Origin of the sequence: Aquirufa rosea (genome assembly GCF_004118285.1) — a bacterium.
GTDB classification, from domain to species: domain Bacteria; phylum Bacteroidota; class Bacteroidia; order Cytophagales; family Spirosomataceae; genus Aquirufa; species Aquirufa rosea.
In genome coordinates, this window is record NZ_SDHY01000003.1 from 255,173 (window position 1) to 275,205 (window position 20,033).

At 39.1% G+C, this 20,033-nt stretch carries 17 protein-coding genes; 13 read left to right on the forward strand and 4 right to left on the reverse strand.

The window, feature by feature from the left end; genetic code table 11:
* Positions 1–11 precede the first annotated feature (11 nt).
* Positions 12–1,676: a DNA repair protein RecN gene (recN, locus tag ESB04_RS06225; protein WP_129026864.1), complete on the reverse strand. Its 1,665-nt coding sequence runs from the start codon at positions 1,674–1,676 to the stop codon at positions 12–14.
* Between the two features lie 143 nt (positions 1,677–1,819).
* Between recN and sucD the strand changes: the two genes are divergently transcribed.
* From sucD to priA, 13 genes are all read left to right on the forward strand, one after another.
* Positions 1,820–2,698 (forward strand): succinate--CoA ligase subunit alpha, encoded by an 879-nt coding sequence (gene sucD / locus ESB04_RS06230; protein WP_129026865.1) that lies wholly within the window; start codon positions 1,820–1,822, stop codon positions 2,696–2,698.
* 78 nt (positions 2,699–2,776) lie between these two features.
* Positions 2,777–3,910 (forward strand): hypothetical protein, encoded by a 1,134-nt coding sequence (locus tag ESB04_RS06235; protein ID WP_129026866.1) that lies wholly within the window; start codon positions 2,777–2,779, stop codon positions 3,908–3,910.
* Positions 3,911–3,999: 89 nt separating this feature from the next.
* On the forward strand, positions 4,000–4,788 hold the full coding sequence (locus ESB04_RS06240) for a uroporphyrinogen-III synthase (protein WP_129026867.1): 789 nt from the start codon (positions 4,000–4,002) through the stop codon (positions 4,786–4,788).
* A 113-nt stretch (positions 4,789–4,901) separates the two neighbouring features.
* Complete coding sequence (locus ESB04_RS06245) at positions 4,902–5,903, forward strand: PorP/SprF family type IX secretion system membrane protein (protein ID WP_129026868.1); 1,002 nt, start codon at positions 4,902–4,904, stop codon at positions 5,901–5,903.
* 159 nt (positions 5,904–6,062) lie between these two features.
* Positions 6,063–7,175 carry a T9SS ring complex lipoprotein PorK/GldK gene (gene porK, locus ESB04_RS06250; protein ID WP_129026869.1) on the forward strand — a complete coding sequence of 371 codons (1,113 nt, stop codon included), beginning with the start codon at positions 6,063–6,065 and terminating at the stop codon, positions 7,173–7,175.
* 40 nt (positions 7,176–7,215) lie between these two features.
* Positions 7,216–7,968, forward strand: coding sequence for a type IX secretion system motor protein PorL/GldL (gene porL, locus ESB04_RS06255; protein WP_129026870.1), 753 nt, complete (start codon positions 7,216–7,218; stop codon positions 7,966–7,968).
* Positions 7,969–8,002: 34 nt separating this feature from the next.
* A complete protein-coding gene (gene porM / locus ESB04_RS06260) occupies positions 8,003–9,598 on the forward strand; it encodes a type IX secretion system motor protein PorM/GldM (RefSeq protein ID WP_129026871.1) in 1,596 nt (531 codons plus the stop codon).
* Between the two features lie 13 nt (positions 9,599–9,611).
* The gene (gene porN / locus ESB04_RS06265) at positions 9,612–10,520 is read left to right on the forward strand and encodes a type IX secretion system ring subunit PorN/GldN (protein ID WP_129026872.1); all 909 of its coding nucleotides are present in this window, start codon (positions 9,612–9,614) and stop codon (positions 10,518–10,520) included.
* 144 nt (positions 10,521–10,664) lie between these two features.
* Positions 10,665–10,928 carry an HTH domain-containing protein gene (locus ESB04_RS06270; protein ID WP_164969607.1) on the forward strand — a complete coding sequence of 88 codons (264 nt, stop codon included), beginning with the start codon at positions 10,665–10,667 and terminating at the stop codon, positions 10,926–10,928.
* 98 nt (positions 10,929–11,026) lie between these two features.
* Positions 11,027–12,499 (forward strand): pyruvate kinase, encoded by a 1,473-nt coding sequence (gene pyk / locus ESB04_RS06275; RefSeq protein ID WP_129026874.1) that lies wholly within the window; start codon positions 11,027–11,029, stop codon positions 12,497–12,499.
* A gap of 33 nt (positions 12,500–12,532) precedes the next feature.
* On the forward strand, positions 12,533–13,303 hold the full coding sequence (locus ESB04_RS06280; protein ID WP_129026875.1) for a lysophospholipid acyltransferase family protein: 771 nt from the start codon (positions 12,533–12,535) through the stop codon (positions 13,301–13,303).
* A 7-nt stretch (positions 13,304–13,310) separates the two neighbouring features.
* Positions 13,311–13,904 carry a gliding motility lipoprotein GldD gene (gene gldD / locus ESB04_RS06285; RefSeq protein WP_235832186.1) on the forward strand — a complete coding sequence of 198 codons (594 nt, stop codon included), beginning with the start codon at positions 13,311–13,313 and terminating at the stop codon, positions 13,902–13,904.
* Positions 13,905–13,961: 57 nt separating this feature from the next.
* Complete coding sequence (priA, locus tag ESB04_RS06290) at positions 13,962–16,466, forward strand: replication restart helicase PriA (protein WP_129026876.1); 2,505 nt, start codon at positions 13,962–13,964, stop codon at positions 16,464–16,466.
* Here priA and ESB04_RS06295 read toward each other — a convergent pair whose 3' ends face one another.
* The 3 genes from ESB04_RS06295 to ESB04_RS06305 all read right to left on the reverse strand — a co-directional run bounded on the left by ESB04_RS06295 (position 16,467) and on the right by ESB04_RS06305 (position 20,018).
* Positions 16,467–17,192 carry a nitroreductase family protein gene (locus tag ESB04_RS06295; protein WP_129026877.1) on the reverse strand — a complete coding sequence of 242 codons (726 nt, stop codon included), beginning with the start codon at positions 17,190–17,192 and terminating at the stop codon, positions 16,467–16,469.
* 41 nt (positions 17,193–17,233) lie between these two features.
* On the reverse strand, positions 17,234–18,160 hold the full coding sequence (locus ESB04_RS06300) for a TolB family protein (protein WP_129026878.1): 927 nt from the start codon (positions 18,158–18,160) through the stop codon (positions 17,234–17,236).
* Positions 18,161–18,242: 82 nt separating this feature from the next.
* A complete protein-coding gene (locus ESB04_RS06305; RefSeq protein WP_129026879.1) occupies positions 18,243–20,018 on the reverse strand; it encodes a RagB/SusD family nutrient uptake outer membrane protein in 1,776 nt (591 codons plus the stop codon).
* Between the last annotated feature and the right edge of the window lie 15 nt (positions 20,019–20,033).

Consider the following 20,033-nt stretch of genomic DNA (forward strand, 5'->3'; position numbering starts at 1 on the left):
GGAATCTATTACTAAGATTGAATTTGTTGCATGAGTTTGCGTACATGTTCTTTGAAATCTAGGTAACCAGACTGTCCTCCGATCATTTTGGCAATTTCATCTACTCGATTTTCACCGTCTAACAATTTGATATTGGAAACAGTTTTTTCTCCTTCATGATTTTTGTAAACAAACCAGTGCGTTTGTCCAGTGAGGGCTATTTGAGGCAAATGGGTAATTGCAATCAATTGATGATGTGCACTCATTTGGCTTAACATTTGGCCCATTTTAATGGCAATTTCTCCGGAAACCCCTGTGTCAATTTCATCCAAAATAAGGGTGGGCAGAGCTCGTTTTTGGGCTAATAAATGCTTGATAGAAAGCATGAGTCGGCTTAGTTCTCCTCCGGAAGCTATCTGCTTGAATGGTTTTGGGCTAAGCCCTTTATTGGCTGAAAAAAGGAGCTGAATTTTATCGATTCCCGTTTTGCTCAAATGGCTTTCTTGTGCATCCCAAGTTAAGGTGGCGTTGGGCATGCCCAATTGATGTAAAGACTTGATTAAAATTTCTAGAATTAATTCAAGCGAGGAGAGCCTGCTAGCTTGCAATAATTTAGCTTTAGATAAGGCATCTTTTTCAGCTTTCTTCCAGTCTATCTTGGCTTCTTCCAAAGCTTGGTCTAAATTCTCGTGTTGAGCCAATTCTTCCTCCAGTTGATTTCTTAATTGAATCAATTGCTCAACATCTTTTGCCTGATATTTTTGTAGGAGACGATTCAAAAGATCTAATCTTTTTTGACCCTTTTCTAATTCTAGGGGATCAGATTGGAATGAGTCAGCTTCATTTTCTATTTCCAATGAAAGGTCTTTTAGTTCAATCCAAAGAGATAGAATCCGTTGGTTCCAATGTTCAAAAGAAGCTCCCCACTTGGAGAGTTGTTGGCTGATTTGCCGGGCCTGCCCCAATTGCTCCATGGCGGCCGCGTCTGACATGCTTAGGCAATTGGCCAGCTGGGCTAATTTTTCTAATATCAGTTCTGAATTTTGTAGCTTTTGTACCTGTTCGCTTAAATTATCATACTCATCAGCAGTAAGTTGCGCATTCTCCAATTCTTGCCATTGAAATTGAATGAAATCCAAAGCTTGGTTTCCTTGTTGGGCTTTTTGAACTAGCTTTTCATATGTATACTGAGCCGTTTGAAATACTCTAAATGCCTGCTCAAATGAGGATTTTAACTCATGGTTTTGTGAAAAATCATCTATCAAATCCAATGCGAAGTCGGGGTGGCCCATCCATCCATTGTCCTGTTGGGAATGAATATCCACCAGCTCATGTCCTACCCGCCGCATACTTTCCAAGGTAACTGGGCTATCATTGATAAAACTTCTAGATTTTCCTTGGGGATTTATTTCTCTTCGAATCAAGCAAGGATCTTCAAACTCAATGTCCTCTTGCAGGAAAATTTCTTTCAGATGAGGGTATGCCTTGATGGAAAAAGTCCCTTCGATGATGCATTTTTTTTGATCATCGTACAAACTTTTAGTGTCGGCTCTTTGACCTAATAGTAAAGAAATAGCACCTAGTAAGATGGATTTACCCGCACCAGTCTCACCTGTAATCACGGTTAAGCCATCATTTAGGTGGAGATCTAAATGGTCTATTAAAGCGTAGTTTTGTACCTGTAAGTGCCTTAGCATGTATCTCAAATGGAAGCTTAAATTTACGGAAAATTATTTGTTGAAATATTTATTTAAAGCTCTTAAAGCTTTTTAAATTAATTTATCAATAATTTGTACCTTTGGGAAAATTTTTTCGCCTTAGAATAATTAAACCAGACAAAATGAGTGTTTTAGTAAATAAAAATTCCAAGATTATAGTTCAGGGTTTTACAGGTACGGAAGGAAGTTTTCATGCCGAGCAAATGATTGCTTACGGAACCAATGTGGTAGGCGGTGTTACTCCAGGTAAAGGTGGTGGAACGCATTTAGATCGTCCTATATTCAACACAGTGGCAGAGGCAGTAGCAAAAGCTGGTGCAGATACGTCCATTATTTTTGTTCCTCCTGCTTTTGCAGCAGATGCTATTATGGAAGCTGCTGATGCAGGAATCAAGGTGATTATTTGTATTACAGAAGGTATTCCTACGAAAGATATGATTGTAGCGAAGGAGTATATTTCTACTAAAGACTGCCGTTTGATTGGTCCTAACTGTCCAGGGGTTATGACTGCAGATGAATGCAAGGTAGGCATTATGCCAGGGTTTATTTTTAAGAAGGGAAAAGTGGGTATTGTGTCCAAATCAGGAACATTGACTTATGAGGCGGTTGATCAGTTAACCAAAGCCGGTTTAGGTCAAACTACTGCCATAGGTATCGGAGGAGATCCCATCATTGGAACTACTACGAAAGAGGCGGTTGAATTACTGATGAATGATCCAGAAACTGAAGGTATCGTGATGATTGGCGAGATTGGTGGGGGTATGGAGGCAGAAGCTGCACGTTGGATTAAAGCCGATGGAAATAGAAAGCCAGTAGTTGGGTTTATCGCAGGTCAGACAGCACCTAAGGGGCGACGTATGGGTCATGCAGGAGCCATTATAGGAGGGGCTGACGATACAGCGGAAGCTAAAATGAAAATTATGCAAGAGTGCGGCATTCATGTGGTTTATTCGCCAGCAGATATTGGTGAAACCATGTTGAAGGCTCTTTCAGCCAAGTAATATATCTAAGGGATGCTTCCTTTTAGTAAAAAATCTGTTTCATATTTTGCATTCGTGCCACGGTGGAGCAGATTTTTTTTGTGCCTTATCGTATGTGTTTTATGGCAGAATTCCCATTCAAAGGCGGCAGTATGGAAGCCCATGCATGCCATTGAAAAAGAATGGCTGGTGTATCAGTCTTCATGGAACAGCTTTTTGCCGTATATTCCAAGCCAACATTACGCATATCATTCCAAGTCAATTTTGTTGAATAATCGAGACTATTACCAGGGTTATTTGACCATCAAACCGAAAGAAACTTACCATTTATTTGTTGATGGGGCCTTTCAGAGGAAACTGGAGAAAGGTATATTGGTCAGATTTTCTTTGGATAGTTTACTTCGTGAACATCAAAAAGATCAAGTCATAGCCACTTTTTATAGTAGCACCCTGGAAGGTTTGCCAGCTGATCTGAGTATAGAAAAGCGCTTCGATCAAGTGATTGCTCAAAATAGGGAGGTACAATTATTCTTAAATAGAATACCAGCCGTGTTTACTAATTTTTTCACTTTGGCATTTTTGACCTTGCTAGCCTTTTTGGGTTTATTGTATGCGGGATTCACTAGGTATTTTCAAGTGTATTTTCGTTTTATTGATTGGATAAATTGGGAAACGAGAGAAAATGCCATAGTCAAAAGCCCCTTTGCTTTGGCCAATTTATATGTCTTATTTATTTTGAGCCTATTGATCTCATTAATGGCATTTTACAATGGGATCAAATACCGCGCTGGTGATGCCTTTTTTGTGAACGAGGAAAATTATAACACCTTGCTTCCTTCTTTGTGGTTTATCTTTTCTCGCACCTTGTTGGCCTACTTCTTGTTTATTACTCAATATTTTATTTTTCATCTTTTTGCCAATTTATTTAAGCTAAGAGATGTGGCCAATTTTCATTTTTTTAAATCGATTCAGACGAATATTCAATTCTTTATCTTAGTTTTTTCTGGGATTGGGTTGTATGCTGTCTACCAAGGGCCAGCCTATTCTATTGATATGGAAATTGTCTCATATTTATTAAATGCCTATTTGCTCATTCGCTTTGTTTATTTTATTCAGGTCTTTAATAAAACACTATCAGTCAATAAGTTATCTTTGTATGCGTATTTGATAATCACAGAAGCCATAGTTATTTTATTTGGTGTTAAGGAATTGATATTTCCACAATACACCTAGACTTAAGAGAGTGATTTTCAAGATTTTTTTGTATATTTGCCACATAAAATTGACTATTCTAGATTGTTGAGTTAATACAAATTTGATTTATGAGTGAATTAGCTAACGTTGCTACACCGGATATCAAGCGGTTGAAAAAAGTTAAAAGTATTTTGGTTACTCAAGCAGCTCCTACGGATGCTAAATCTCCTTATTTTGAAATAGAGAAAAAATATGGAGTTAAAGTCGATTTTCGCCCATTTATTGAGGTTCGTGGTATTGCCTTTAAAGATTTCAGAAAGCAGAAGATCAATATTCTGGAGCATACGGCTATCATTTTCACGAGTCGCAATGCGATAGATCACTTCTTTAGAATCTGTAAGGAGGCAAAAATTGAAGTTCCTTCTGATATGAAGTATTTCTGTATTACAGAGCAAACGGCTAATTACCTTCAGAAATACATTGTGATAAGAAAAAGGAAGGTCTTTACTGGTACTAAGACGGCTTTAGATTTATTGGAAATTATTAAAAAGCATAAATCTGAGAAATTCTTATTCCCATGTTCCAACAAGCGTCAAAAAGATTTGCCGGATTACATGGGTACCAATGATTTCCAATTGACGGAGGCAGTGATGTATGAAACCGTATCTGCTGACCTATCTGATCTCGAAGAAGTGTTTTATGATGTGATTGCATTTTTTAGTCCATCGGGTATTACTTCATTGTTCGAGAACTTTCCTGATTTTAAGCAAAATAATACACGTATAGCGGCATTTGGTTCTACAACAGCCCAGGCTGTAACCGATGCCGGCTTACTCTTAGATATTCAAGCGCCACTACCCAATGCACCTTCTATGACGGGTGCCTTAGAGCATTACATCAAGCAGGCGAATGCCTAAAATTTAAAGCCCCGATTCGGGGCTTTTTTATTAATATGTGCTTGGGAATTTTCTCATTTGAAAATATTGCTTATTTTTAGCCATCTAATTGCCTAACAAGCTAAAAATTGAATATGCGCTTCCAAAAGCACCTAGCTTCGGTTCCTGCTTTCACAGTTCTGTGTTTCTGCATAGTATGGCTATTAGGAGGGCTAAATATATATGCTCAACAGGATCCTGGCTTGAGTATGTTTCATTTGAATTCGATAAATCAAAACCCTGCCAATTCGGGCTTAAGAGGGGCATCATTTGCCCAATTGCATTACCGTAATCAATGGACACAATATGAGGCCACAGTAGAAGGGCCGGGTAACTTAGGAACTCAGTTATTAGCAGTATCGCTTCCTATTAGTAAAATGAATTTGGGTGTTGGCCTGATAGTGATGTCTGACAAAACTCCATCTGGTGTCGGCCAACAAGGTATGAAGTTGCAGGTGGCCTATCATTATGCTATTGGTGAAGCCATTTTGTCTATGGGTATCAGGGGAGGATTGCAAGGGAAATCTTTCGATGGACGTGTTTACCGAATCCGTGATGATAATGATCCCATTGCCAGTCAATTGTCTGGAAAAGTGATCAGTCAAAATCAGTTTGATGTAGGTGCTGGGATAATATATTCTAAGGATAACTGGCAAGTGGGATTGTCTGCAGACCATATCACTTCACCTAAGTTTACGATGGATACACCGCAGGGGAATTTAGCTGTTCCATTGATAGCGGCGGTTAATGGGTCGGCAGAATTAGCGCTTTCCGAGAATTTTTCAGTTATGCCATTTGGGCAGCTTAGGTATTATTCAGGTAGATTTTTACCAGAGCTAGGCTCTAGATTAGGCTTTAAAGATATGTTTTGGGCAGGAGGTTCGTTCCGATTAAACGATGCGGCCATAGCCATGGCTGGACTATCCTTACTTAGACAAAAATTAGATATTGGATATTCATTGGATGTATCAGTGGTGCAAGCAGCGGTTAAGGCACCATTGACACATGAAATATTTGTTCGGTTTCAGTTGCCATCATTTCAACCCAATGGAATCAAGGGATTGCCAGTTAGAACACCTAGGTTTAAGATTTTATAGGATTAAAAATAAGGTATAAAATTTTGTACTTTTACTGAAATATTCCTAGAAAATGCTTTAAATTTGGGGAATTTGAATGAGTGTAAGTAGGATTAATTGGAGTAAAAACAATTTTTAATGCCGGCTTACGTTAACAAACAGTAATTTTAATTTGCTTTTATGAATTTTCAATTTGTTGAAAAGAGATTAATATGGGGGCTTTCCATTTTGGCAATGGCTGTTGTATTAAACAGTTGCGGTTCCAAAAATTCAGGTGGGTCTAAGACATTAAGTAGTAAAAAAGGCTCCTCAGGAAAAGGGATCTTGGGAATAGGAAAAGCTGGTAAAGAAGTTCCAGGTGTACAAAACGGAGAGATTGTTGCTACTACGCGCAAGGGATGGTCTCAACCAACTCCATATGGTATGGTTTTGGTGCCATCAGGTAGTTATATGATGGGTCAGGCGGATGAAGAAGTATCTCGTGCTGGTGTGAATTTTAACAAGCGTGTGACGGTGGCTGCCTTCTACATGGACGATACAGAAATTACCAACCATGAGTATCGGCAGTTTACTTATGCTTTATTAAAGGATTCTGTTTCTGTTTTAGGGGAGGATAAAATCATGTCCGAATACTATCCGGATACTACAGTTTGGAAGCGTGATTTCACTTATCACAACGGTGATCCCATGACAGAATACTATTTCTCAAGTCCAGCATTTGATCAATACCCAGTAGTGGGTGTTAGCTGGGTTGCTTCTAAGTATTTTTGTTTATGGAGAAGCAAGTTGATGAATGATTATCGTAGAAAGCAAGGTCAATTTATATTGCCAAGATTTGAGTTGCCATCAGAGTCTGAGTGGGAGTGGGCGGCACGTGGAGGAAGAGCTTCTGCCAAATATCCATGGGGTAACCCTTATATTTCCAATGCCAAAGGTTGTCTTTTAGCTAATTTTAAACCTCATCGCGGTAATTATGATGCGGATGGGTATTCATATACTGCTCCTGCAAATGCCTATGATCCGAATGATTTTGGTTTATACAATATGGCTGGTAATGTAGCAGAGTGGTGTGAAGATGCCTATGCAGATAACGCGGTAGCGGTCACTTGGGACTTAAATACTGTGAATAAAGATGCAGATGAGCCAAGAAAAGTGACTCGTGGAGGTTCTTGGAAGGATATTGCCTATTACTTGGAGACAGGTACCAGAGCTTATGAATTGGAACAAAATAAGCGTTCATATATTGGATTTAGATGTATGATGCGTTATTTAGGTCGTCCTAAACAAAATTAATCATATTCCTTTACTGAATTTATAATAGAATCTTTTTAACATGGAAAAATCAATCAATGTCATTGCTAGTTTTGGTGCAGCAGTTGTAATTGTAGGAGCCTTATTTAAAATTGTACACTGGAACGGTGCCAACGAAATGTTGATGATAGGTATGTTCACTGAAGCTGCCATTTTTATTTTATTTGGAGTATTGTACTTGCAAGCTAAGCCAGAGAAAACCTATGAATGGGAAAGAGTTTATCCAGAATTGGTTGGAGGAGCTCCTGCATCTAGACCAACATCTACGGCTGGAGTTGATGCCTTATCTAATCTAAAAGGATTGGGTCCTGATGTGGTAGAAGGTTTGACAAAGAGTTTAAAAGGTTTAACGGAAACTGCTAACAGTTTACAAGACATTTCCAAGGCTACAGTTGCAACGCAAGATTTTGTAAAATCATTATCTTCTTCATCTGAGTCTTTGAGTACATTGAATAAATCGGTGTCTGAAGCGGCTAATTCCTTGGGTGCTATATCGGTTTCTTCTTCTGAGGCTGCTAAATATGCTCAGCAATATGCTAAGGCAGGAGATCAGCTAGCCACCTTAAATTCCATTTATGAGTCAGAGATTCAGGAAGCTACTAAGCATTTGAAAGCCATTAATAGTTATTATGGCAATGTTAATTTAACTGTTGAGCAAATGGCGGCTACTCAAAAAGATGCTGAATTGTTTAAAGCTGAGTTGGCGAAATTGAATGCCAATATTCAATCATTGAATCAGGTATATGGTAGTATGTTAACGGCTATGAAAGGCTAATTTTTCCACTTTAGCGCTTTGATATCATAAATATATGGCAAGTTTAAAAGAGACCCCCCGGCAGAAAATGATCGGGATGATGTATTTGGTACTCACCGCCCTGTTAGCATTGCAGGTTAGTGATGCCTTATTACAGAAGTTTACCTTGTTAAATAACAGTTTGGAGATAGCCAACCAGTCGGCCAGTTCTAAAAACAAAAGTATGGTTTCTGGAATTGAGGATAGAATTAAGGATCTTCCTAATCCAGCGGCTTATGTAGATGTTTTAAGAAAAGCTGGCGAGGTCCGTAAATTAGCCGATGCCTTAGTCAATCACATCGATGGCATTAAATCTAAGGTAATTGAAGCGGGCGGAGGCATTGATCCAGAGACGGGTACCATCAAGAATCCAAAGGAAGAGGAGAAGGTATTTGAATTAATGGTTGGAGCAAACTCTAAAGGAGAGGCCTACACATTAATTCCTATGTTTGATGATTATGTAAGCAAACTGCAAAAGATTGCTGATCCAGGGACCAAATTCCCTTCTTTGGCCTTAGCTGCCAAGGATGATCCGGTAGCTAGTCGTGATGCGGCTCAGTCTAATAAAGATTTTGCAGAGTTGAACTTTGAGAATACACCAGTTCCTGCAGCCTTGGCCACTTTAAGCCAAAAGCAGGCGGAAATTAGACGTTATGAGACGGAAGTATTAAGTCAATTGGCTGCTAAAGTAGGAGCGAAAGAAATTAAGTTCGATAAAGTATTTGCGCAAGTATCTGCTAATGCTAACACGGTAGTAGCTGGTATGGAATATCAAGCAGAAGTGTTTATTGCTGCTACTTCCTCTGGATTTACCCCACGTATGAGCTTAAATGGCGCCTCTATTCCGGTAGTGGATGGTCGTGGCCAGATTAAGTTTAAGACATCGGGTGGAGGATATGATGCTAATGGCCTTTCTAAAAAGACTTATACTGCCACAGTATCTTACATGAGCCCTGCTGGTCCTAAGACAGAGTCTATTCAAAAAGAGTATTTTGTTTTAAAGCCTACCTATAATATTGAGACAGCTACCTTGCCAGCACTTTATTTAGGCTGTGCCAATCGTCTTAGTGTGGTGAGTCCTGGATTGGGAGCTTTGTGGAATCCACAGTTTACAGCGGAAGGAGGAGAGGTAATTCCAGGTCAAAATAGAGGAAAGGTTACCATTGTTCCATCCTCAGCGACCATCACATTAAATGTCAATAATGGGGGTACTTTGTTAGGAAAAGAAACCTTTAAAGTTCGACGTGTTCCAAGACCAGAGGTGCGTATTTTTGGAAATGGTGGCGAGTTAAACGAGAAAAGAGGTACCAGTGCATCAGGTTTAAGAACTTTAGATGCAAGAGCTATAGCTGATGAGTCCTTTAAAGCAACAAATCCAGATGATGCTAACTACCGTGTAGCCAGTGTGTATGTTGCTTTAGTGCGTGGTCAAAGAAAAATTGACGAAATAGCTAATTTGCCTGGTTCTGGGTCAATAGCTAAGTTAGCCGCTCAGGCACAGCCTGGTGATCGCTATTACATTGAAGTAAAAGAAGTTCAAAGAAAGAATTTTAAAGGTTCTATTGAAACCATACCTATTTCTATGGTTAAAAATATTCCTTTGAGTGATTAGGAAAACCCTGTTTATGAAATCGTTAAAACAATTGTTTTTGGTAGTATTTTCTTTAGTGAGTGGCTTTGCTGCCACGGCTCAAGAAAAGCCTTTAGATGAATCTAAATTGAATTCAGTGCGTCCTATAGACCCTGCAAATATTCATTATAAGGCTCGTTTATGGCGTAGAATGGATTTGAATGAAAAAATAAACCAACCATTTTTTTCAGTCAATAATGAAATTTCTAAATTTTTGGTTGAATGGGTAGAGGCCGGCATTCTAACCCCTTACGTGAATGATTCCCTGATTACCAAATTAACGGTAGCTCAGTTTAAGGAAAAATTACGTATGGATGATTCAATTGGAGAGGGGAGTCTTTCTGAAGCAGAAAAAGCAGCAGGTTTTGGGGCTGAGGGTTCTGACAAAAAAGCTGCGGCAGAAGATGATGGTTGGGGGACAACAAACAAACCAGGCACCGCTGCTAAGAAAAATGATGATTTTGACGCTAAGCCAGTGGCTAATTTAGATTCTTACTTTTTTCCAAAGGAACTTTCTATCATTGAAATTAAGGAAGATGCCATTATCGATCGTCAGAGATCTAGGTTGTATTTTGATATTCAAGCGTTGACTTTGATCATTCCAGCATCTAAAACCAAGGCAGGATTTGATAAGCCAGTAGCATCATTCCGTTACAAAGATGTGTACAAATTGTTCAGAAGTAATCCGAATTGCATTTGGTATAATTCTGAAAATGAGACGCAGCATAAAAATATGGCAGATGCCTTTGATTTGAGAATGTTTCAAGCTAGAATTATTAAAAAAGGTAATGCAGAGAATAAGTTCTTAACTGACATCTACAGCTCAGATCGTGAGGGTCTATTAATGTCCCAACAGTTAGAGCATAAATTATTGGAGATGGAGCATGATATGTGGGAGAATTAATTTCCCAGTTGTAGTTTTTTTATTGAAGAGGAAGCATTTGCTTCCTCTTTTTTTTCAGTTAACTGATAACGTAAAAGAATTATCAGTGAAACCATTTTTGTTTTATCAGGCATGTATGAAATTGTGGGAAAAAACCTTTCCACTATGCAATGTCTTAAACAATTAGAACGATTACACCGAATTCATCGCTTAATCCAGCATGAATCAACAGGATCTGCGGCCAATTTGGCTGCTCATTTACAAATATCTCCTCGGCAGCTGGGGGCTTATATCGAAGTATTGAAAGATATGGGGGCACCCATAACCTTTTGCTCAGTCATTAAGAGTTATAAATATAGTTCACCTGTAAGGTTTCAATTTGATTTACGTCTTTTTGTGGCTGATAAATTGGTTTATTCTTTGGATTAGTTTGATTACTAGGAATTTTGGATATGATTTAACTTAATTATTCAATTTTTTGATGACTAAACTGTAACTTGCAGGGTAAATTGAATAATTAAGCATATATGTCGTATCAACGCAAGACAAAAATAGTTGCCACAGTAGGTCCAGTATCTGAATCAAGAGAAGCCTTAATCCAATTAGCCAAAGCTGGTGTAAATGTATTTCGTTTAAATTTTTCTCATGGAACACATGAGGATCATTTGCAACGATTGAAAACGATTCGTTCCATCAGTGAAGAACTAGGATTGAATTTATGTATCCTTCAAGATTTGCAAGGTCCTAAAATTAGGACTCAAATGGTCGAAAATAATGGAGTTTTATTAGAGCCAGGTAAACAACTCATCTTTGCTATGGATGAAAATTTGCTGGGTACATCTGAAAAAGTAGGCACAACCTATACCTCCATGTATTTGGATGTAAATGTGGGAGAGAGGATTTTGATGGATGATGGTAATTTAGAGGTTAAGGTTCTTGCTATCGATAAAGTCAAAAAGGAAGTACTTACAGAAGTGGTTTATGGTGGGACATTAAAGTCAAAAAAAGGCATCAATTTACCTGGAACTAAGGTTTCCTTACCTTGTTTAACACCGAAAGATGAGGCAGATTTATATTTTGGCCTAGATCATGGTGTGGATTGGGTTGCTTTATCTTTTGTGCGTAAAGCTTCCGACATAATTGATATCAAAGAAAAAATCAGAGCTTATGGAAAGAATACTCGCGTGATAGCGAAAATTGAAAAGCCAGAGGCAATTGAGAATTTAGATGAGATTATTGAAGCTACCGATGGTATTATGGTAGCTCGTGGAGATTTGGGTGTAGAGATGGATGGAGCAGTGGTACCTTACTTACAAAAGGTAATGGTTGAAAAATGTACTGCCGCTGGTAAACCTGTTATTGTAGCTACTCAAATGCTAGAATCAATGATTCAAAATCCTGTTCCTACTCGTGCGGAAACATCTGACGTAGCCAACGCTGTGCTTCAAGGAGCTTCAGCTACCATGTTAAGTGGAGAATCAGCATCTGGTTCATATCCTATCAAGGCTGTTGAAACGATGGCGCATATCCATGAGATAGTAGAGCAGCAGCAAAATGCTATTTCCGTAGTGAAAGGAGATGAAGTAGCTATTTATTTTAAAAACCATGCTTTAGCCCAGGGTTCTAAAGAAGTAGCTTTGACTGATCGTTTGATAGCAGGAGCTTGTCGCCTTGCTCGTGATGCTAAAGCTAAGGCTATTCTTTGTATTACAAATTCTGGACATACGGCTTTTCGTTTATCTGCTCACCGACCAAAAGCAGATTTATACGTTTTCACTTCCGATAAACAGTTAATGTCTACCATGGGTCTTTTATGGGGAGTTAAAGTTTTCTTTTATGATCCATCAGCTGATAGTGCTGAAAAAACGGTGGCTGCTATGGTGGATAAGTTAAAACAAGATCAATTATTATCCTCAGGTGATGTTTTCGTGACCACCTTGTCTATTCCTGCCCATTCGGGTAAGAAAACCAATACTGTGCAATTAGGGGTGGTTGAATAACCACCTCCTAATGTTTAATTGGGTGTTTAAAGCATGAAAAAAAAGAATATGTTTCTTTCTAAGCCTCACCTAGGGCTATTCACACTTTGGTCCATGTTTTGGTTCTTAGCTATTTTCTTGCTTTTTTATCCCTTCATTTTCATTCTTCTTCAAAAAATTACTTGGCGTAAATATGCGGCTAAATTAGTACGTGTTTGGTCTAAAATCTTTTTCTTTTTTTGCTTTATTCGCTTTGATGTGAAACGCCACTTTGAGCCTGATATCAATCAGAATTATGTGTTTTGTGCCAACCATTTTTCTTTTTTAGATATTCCGGTGATCGTTTATTTATTGGAGCATTATACTGCTTTTGTAGGTAAAAGTTCTTTGGGGAAATTGCCTTTGTTTGGCTACATGTATGCTCGTTTGAATATCTTAGTAAATCGTTCTGACAATGCCAGTAGAGCAGGTTCACTGGCCAAAGCCATGCGAGCCTTGCAAACTGGTAGAAGCATTGCTATTTTTCCTGAAGGCGGAATTGTATCCAAAAGGTATCCTTACATGTCTAAACCTTTGAAAGACGGGGCTTTAATCATGGCAATACAGCAACAAATACCTTTGGTGCCAATTAGTTTGTATAATAATTATGAGATTTTCTCTGATAAACCTATGATGATTCGACCGGGGGTGATTCGGGCCGAAATTCATCCACCCATTATTACGAAAGGACTAAGCTTAGAGGATGTGCCCATGTTGAGGGAGAAATTATACCATATTATTCAAGATCCAATTTTGAAGTATCATTCATTGGACGAAATTCAATAATTCCTGTATGCGATTTTGGTTATTCGTTTGTTTGGTGGGAAGTATGCTGCTCTCTTGTACTGAAAAGGACCAAGAAGAAAAAGCTGATTTGCCCCGTCCAAAAGGGTATAATCGCCTTATTTTGCCTAAAGCTAAGTACCAAGAACTAGAAAAGGGTCATCCCTTTTCTTTTGAAGTTTCCAGCTATGCCCAAGTGATGCCTGATACCGTTTCGTGGGCAGAGCCTCATTGGTTATATGTATATTATCCTCGATGGCATGCCTTTATTCAATTGACATATAAGCCTTTGAACCGAGATAAAAAGAAATTGGCGGGTCTCATTGACGATGCCTATGCCTTGGCGGCTAAACATCAAGGAAAGGCCCGAGGTATTCAGGAATACGTCATGACGACTCGATCGGGCAGAAAGGCTGGAATTATAGAGTTGGATGGAGAAGTAGCCACGTCTTTTCAATTTTATACCACAGATAGTGTTAAACATTATTTGAGAGGCGCTGTATATGTGAAAACAGCTACACACAATGATTCTTTGGCACCTGTGATTCAGTTTTTGAAAAAGGACGCCATGCACATGATTCAAACTTTGAAGTGGGTACCTTGATTTTGTTTAAATTCAATTTTGTCACTAAAGGATTCTTTCCCTTTCTTTGCATCAATCATGAACGATTCTAGCGTATTGTCATCTTCTGAGGAATCCACCGTTTTTGTGGATGCTTTGATGCCATTACCTATTCCAAAGAATTTTACTTATCGAGTACCACGAGCTTGGGCGGAACTAGTAGAAGTGGGTATGCGAATAGTAGTCCCATTCGGTTCATCCAAGGTATTGACTGCTGTCATAGTTCGGATGCATCATCAACCTCCTAGTCAATACCAAGCTAAATATATTTTAGAAATATTGGATGATCGGCCATTGGTCACTTCCTCGCAAATTGACCTATTTAATTGGGTGGCTGAATATTATATGTGTTATCCGGGGGAAGTGTTTCAAATAGCACTACCAGCCGGACTTAAGATTTCTAGTCAATCCAAGGTTCAAATTAATCCAGCTTATTCTCTTGAAATTAGCTTGAATGACAAGGAACAATGCGTTTTTCAAGCCATTCAAGAAAAAGGCTCATTATCATACGATGAAATCGCTCAAATTGCCGAATTAAAAAGTCCTTACCACCTCATTAAATCCATGGTAGCCAAGCAGGCTGTTTTGATATTTGATGAATTAAAAGATCGCTATAGCCCTAAGGTGATTCGTAAAATTCGTTTGACTCAAGCGTATGAGAACAAAGAAAAATTGGTTGATCTTATTCAAACTTTGGAATCCAAGCCGAAACAATTAGCGCAGCTTTTACACTACCTGCAATTTATTCCAGTTCTTAGAAATCCGGAAGTCAATCAAAAGGGTTTGGATAAGTCCAGTTTTACACAGGCAGATCTTTCTGAAAGCTCTTTGCAGACGCTTATTAAAAACGGTGTTTTCGAGATTTTTGAAGTGATTGTTTCTAGATTTGGACAGGAGGATTCAGAAGATTTTATTCCTGCTGCCTTTGAACTGAATCCCGCTCAAACGACAGCCTACCAATCCATTTTGCAGCAATTCCAAGAAAAGGATGTCGTATTATTACATGGCATTACAGGCAGTGGAAAGACCGAGATTTATATAAAATTAATCCAAGAGGCATTGGCTAACGGTAGTCAGGTGCTTTATTTGTTACCAGAGATAGCCTTAACAACCCAAATTGTGCTGAGGCTAAAACGGATTTTTGGAGAGCAACTAGGCATTTACCATTCCAAATTTTCAGATAATGAACGGGTGGAGGTATGGAAATCCATCGTGGAAGGGAAATATCCTTTGGTAGTAGGCGTACGTTCATCAGTTTTCCTACCTTTTTCCAATTTGGGTTTAGTGATTGTGGATGAGGAACATGAAGCCTCTTTTAAACAAGTAGATCCAGCTCCAAGGTACCATGCACGTGATTTGGCGGTGGTATTGGCTAAACAGCAAGGGGCTAAAGTTTTGCTAGGCTCAGCTACTCCTTCCATAGAATCCTATTATCAAGCCCAAGAGGGTAAGTATGGATTAGTTACACTGAAAGAGCGATTTGGTAAGGCGCAGTTACCACAAATGATTCTCTTGGATACCAAGTATGCCCAGAAAATGAAGCAGATGAAGGGAGGCTTTTCGGTGGATTTAATTCAGGCTTTAGAAGATAATTTCCAAAAAGGCAAACAAAGCTTGCTATTTCAAAATCGACGAGGTTATTCTCCCTACATTCAATGTCAAGATTGCGATTGGATTGCCACATGCCATCAATGTGATGTGAGTTTGACTTTTCATGCCAGGGAACAAGAATTACGCTGCCATTATTGTGGTTATAAAGAAGGATTGCTTCGACGCTGTTCGGCTTGTGGAAGTACGCATTTGAAAACTATGGGATATGGAACGGAGAAATTGGAGGAGGAGTTACAATTGCATTTACCTGATGCTCGAATTGGGCGTATGGATTTAGATACGACTAGATCCAAAACGGCTTTCAATAGTTTATTATCGGAAATTAGTTCAGGTAATATTGATGTCTTGGTAGGTACTCAAATGGTGGCCAAGGGCTTGGACTTTGAAGGCTTATCCATGGTGGCCATTTTTGATGCCGACAAGGCGATTAACTTTCCAGATTTTAGGGCACACGAGCGTGCCTTTCAATTAATATCCCAAGTGGCAGGTCGAGCTGGTAGAAGAGAGGAGCAGGGAAAAGTTTTTATTCAAACCAATCAGCCAACTCACCCACTGTTAGAGCATATTATCCATAATAATTATGAAGCCATGTATGCGGAGGAAATTGTGGAAAGAGAAGGTTATCATTATCCACCTTTTAGCCGTTTGATTAAATTGACTTTCCGAAATTTGGATGCTTCACGCGTAGAAACGGCGGCTAGACATATGGCGGCTGCTTTACAAAATAAATTTGGTCATGGTAGAGTGCTTGGTCCTGAAAAGCCATTGATTGAGCGCATCAGGAATCAATTTGCCATGGAAATACTGATTAAAATAGAGAAGGGGCTCGCATTAAAGAAGTTTAAAGAAACTTTACGAGAGGAAATGGATATTCAAATGACCGGTCCTGCTTGCAAAGGAGTTCAACTCATCATTGACGTGGATTGTATGTAATCAGCGTTTAAATACTACTTCATCAAAATCCAGTCGATTTCTTTTTCCATATATTCCTTCCTCTGTACCTTTACCCACTGCGACAATCATGGTGATTTCAGCTCCTTTAGGGAGTTGTAAGGCACGTTTAACTAGCTTGGAATCAAATCCCTCCATAGGGCACGTGTCATAGCCTTCTGCGGCAATAGAAAGCATAAATGTTTGAGCGGCCAAGGCGCAAGATTTGTGAACCATGACACGTTGGTCAGCCAAACCAGCAAAACGCATGAATGGGTTGTTAAATCCTTTCACCAAAGTTATGGCTCTTCTGATTAATGTACTTAGCCCTAAAATATCTGTGCGATACAGTAGTGGCATAAGTACACGATAATAGTCCAATGCCCTTTTTTCGGATTTACTAGGTTCTCCTTGAATGGAACTTTTGATCTTTTCTATATTCCATTGAGCATGGCTTTTCCAAAGATCTTGTCGAGTAACGAATACCACTAAATGAGAGGCGGTTCTGGCTGCGGATTGTCCTAAACAGAGTTTTTCGTATTTGGACTTTTCCTCGGGGCTTTGAACCCAATAAAACTCCCAAAGTTGCATGTTACTACTATTGGGTGATAAAATAGCCCTTTCTAGGCTACGTTGAATCACCTCATCAGGTACGGGTTGGTTCATGTCAAATCGCCGATTTGACCTCCTTCTTAATACAATGTTTTCAAAAGCTTGTGATAAATTCATCGACTTAATTTACATCGTAAATATACACAATTGACAGATGATTAAGGTTTTTTGTCTTCTAGTTCATAGCGAACATAAGCAAATTTGCTGCCATCGGGTGACCAAGATGGGACATTGATAGTGCCCTGTCCACCGTAAAATTCCTCTGTCAAATCTTCTATTTTTTTATTTTTAAGATTAAGCAAACGAAGTTTTACTTGATGGCCGAAAGGGTGGTTTTGTTTTTGATCTTGAATATAACTTATCACCACGGCCTCTTTTCCATTGGGGCGGATGTGTGCAAACCAAGTGGAATAATCATCAAAAGTCATTTGTTCCGCTTGGCTACCATTAGGCCGCATTCTCCAAATTTGCATCTTTCCAGAGCGGTAAGAATTGAAATAGATATATTTTCCATCGGGACTATATTCAGGGCCGTCGTCTAAACCCTCCTCGGAAGTCAGTCTAATCTCGGGCCCACCATTGGTATCCATGGCGTAGACATCATAGTTTTTGTCTCTTTCTGCACAATAAACCATGGTCTTTCCATCGGGTGATATTCCATGCCAATAGGAGGGTCCTTGGTTGGTTAGTCGGATTGGTTGCCCCCCTTCACTGCCCACTTTAAAGATGAGGGATCCGTTGATACCCGAAGTTGGGTCTGAGCTGGAGATATACAATGTTTTACCATCAAAACTATAGCCATGATCATTGTTGCATTTTTGGACAGTTCCGGTGGGTAGGATTCCTAAATGTTCTCCAGTCGGACTGATTTTTTCTAAAAGACCTTTACTATTTATTAGCAGATGTTTTCCATCTACTGACCAATTAGGAGCTTCAAAGTGCCGATGTTCTTTTAGGATTTCAACGCTCTTTTTGGTTTTCAACTCATAAATATGCAGAGAGCTAATTACACTTTTTCCTGGAGGTATTTGAGCGAAAAGCGATAAAGAAAGGCAAAGCATTGCCAAGGTTAAGGTTGCTTTCATGGGACTTCTGTTTAATGATAAAAAGGTACAAAAAAAAAGTCAGGACATGTGTCCTGACTTTTCTTGATACTTGAATAAACGACTAGTAGTTGTTTTGTTTCAAGGTTGGTTTTCCATCTTTCTGAGAGTTTAAGATCTCATCATTTGGAATTGGGAAGTATTCGTTCTTACCAGTTGTAAATGACTTACCAGCTAAATAACCTCTCTTGTTGTAGGTTCTTCCTGTCATGTCAGTACCATTTTTAGCTTCTTCAGCCATGTATTTGTTCAAGTAAGGACCTGCAATTCCCCAACGAACTAAGTCGAAGAACCGGTGACCTTCCATCGCAAATTCTAAACGGCTTTCCATGCGAACTGCGTTTAATGCATAGTCCTTACCTTTAGCAGCAAATGTACCAGTTGGATATGGATTAACTACATAATTAACAGTTGGATCTTGAACAGAACCATTCTTGGCACGGTTACGAATCATATTGACATATGTTTCTGCACCACTTAAGTTGCCTAACTCAGCCTCACACTCAGCCAACCACAAAATTACAGATGATAATTTCAATAAACGGTAGTTGTTGTTTACGTTACGCTTACTAGTTGAGTGAGTAGAGCTACCTTCGTCGGCTAAATAGTACATCCATTTTTTACCTGTATAAGGACCAGAGTAGTTTTGGTCACGAATCCAAGGATAACCTGGCATTGGGCCCCAATCTAAGAATTGAACACCACGACGACCTACTGTCCAGTCTAAACGAGGGTCTACAGGTACTGTTTTGTCTAAGTTGAATTCAACAGTAGCAGAACGAATACCTTGGTCATTTGGAAGGTCAACCAAATTGTAAGTATCAGCTGTACCATCCGCTTTATCACCAATCATTGGTAAACCATCAGCAGTAGTTTTGAATGCATTTACCAAGTTTTGAGATGGTAAATAGAATCCGCAACATCCACGTCCTGGAGCATTAGCAGAATATGGCCAGTTTAAGTTATCCCCTGCGTTACCATTGTTACCATTAGAACCATCATTTACAGAGAATTGAACCTCAAAAATTGATTCTGAATTGTTGTTGGTGGTATTTCTGTAGTTATCATGGTAGTTAGTTACTAACTTCTTACCAGAGTTTTTGTACACATCTTCTAACAATGTTTTAGCTGCAGCAAATTTCTTTTGGAACATATAAGCTTTAGCTAAATAAGTCATGGCAGCCCATTTAGTTGCACGACCTTTTTGAGCTTGAACTGCTGGAAGGTTATCCATAGCAAATTTGAAATCTGCCTCAATGTTTGGCCAAATGTCTTTGTCATTCGGAACTTTAGTTGAGTTTGGATCATCACGCTTATACACAGTCTCATCGATGTAAGGAATCATGTTCCACATCTTTTTGCCCTCAAAGTGGTAGTGACCACGTAAGAAACGAGCTTCTGCTACTACTTGAGTTCTTTCAGCATCAGTCATATCTTTTACGTCAGTACTTTTTGCTAAAAGGATGGCCTCGTTAGCACGAGCAACCCCATCGTAAGTGTGCTGCCATTTACCTAAGAAATAGGTATTGTCAGATAACCAGTTGAACTGCTCAATGAAACTTTGCTCTGGTTGGTCACCAGCATCAGTTCCCTTTACAGCATCACCCGAAGTGATACCACCAAAAACGTAATTGGAGATGGTTGATTGACGACCCGTATTTCCGGCTCCAACACCGTCCAATAATGAGTACGCTCCAATCAATAATGCATTTACCCCATTCTTATTGCTCAAGGAGGTTAATGAAGCCGCTCCTTGTGGCTGAATGTCGAAGAAACTATCCGAGCAAGAAGTGCTCAGTCCGACGGTCGCTACTAATGCGAATATGATTAACTTTTTCATTTTTTTATGATTTAT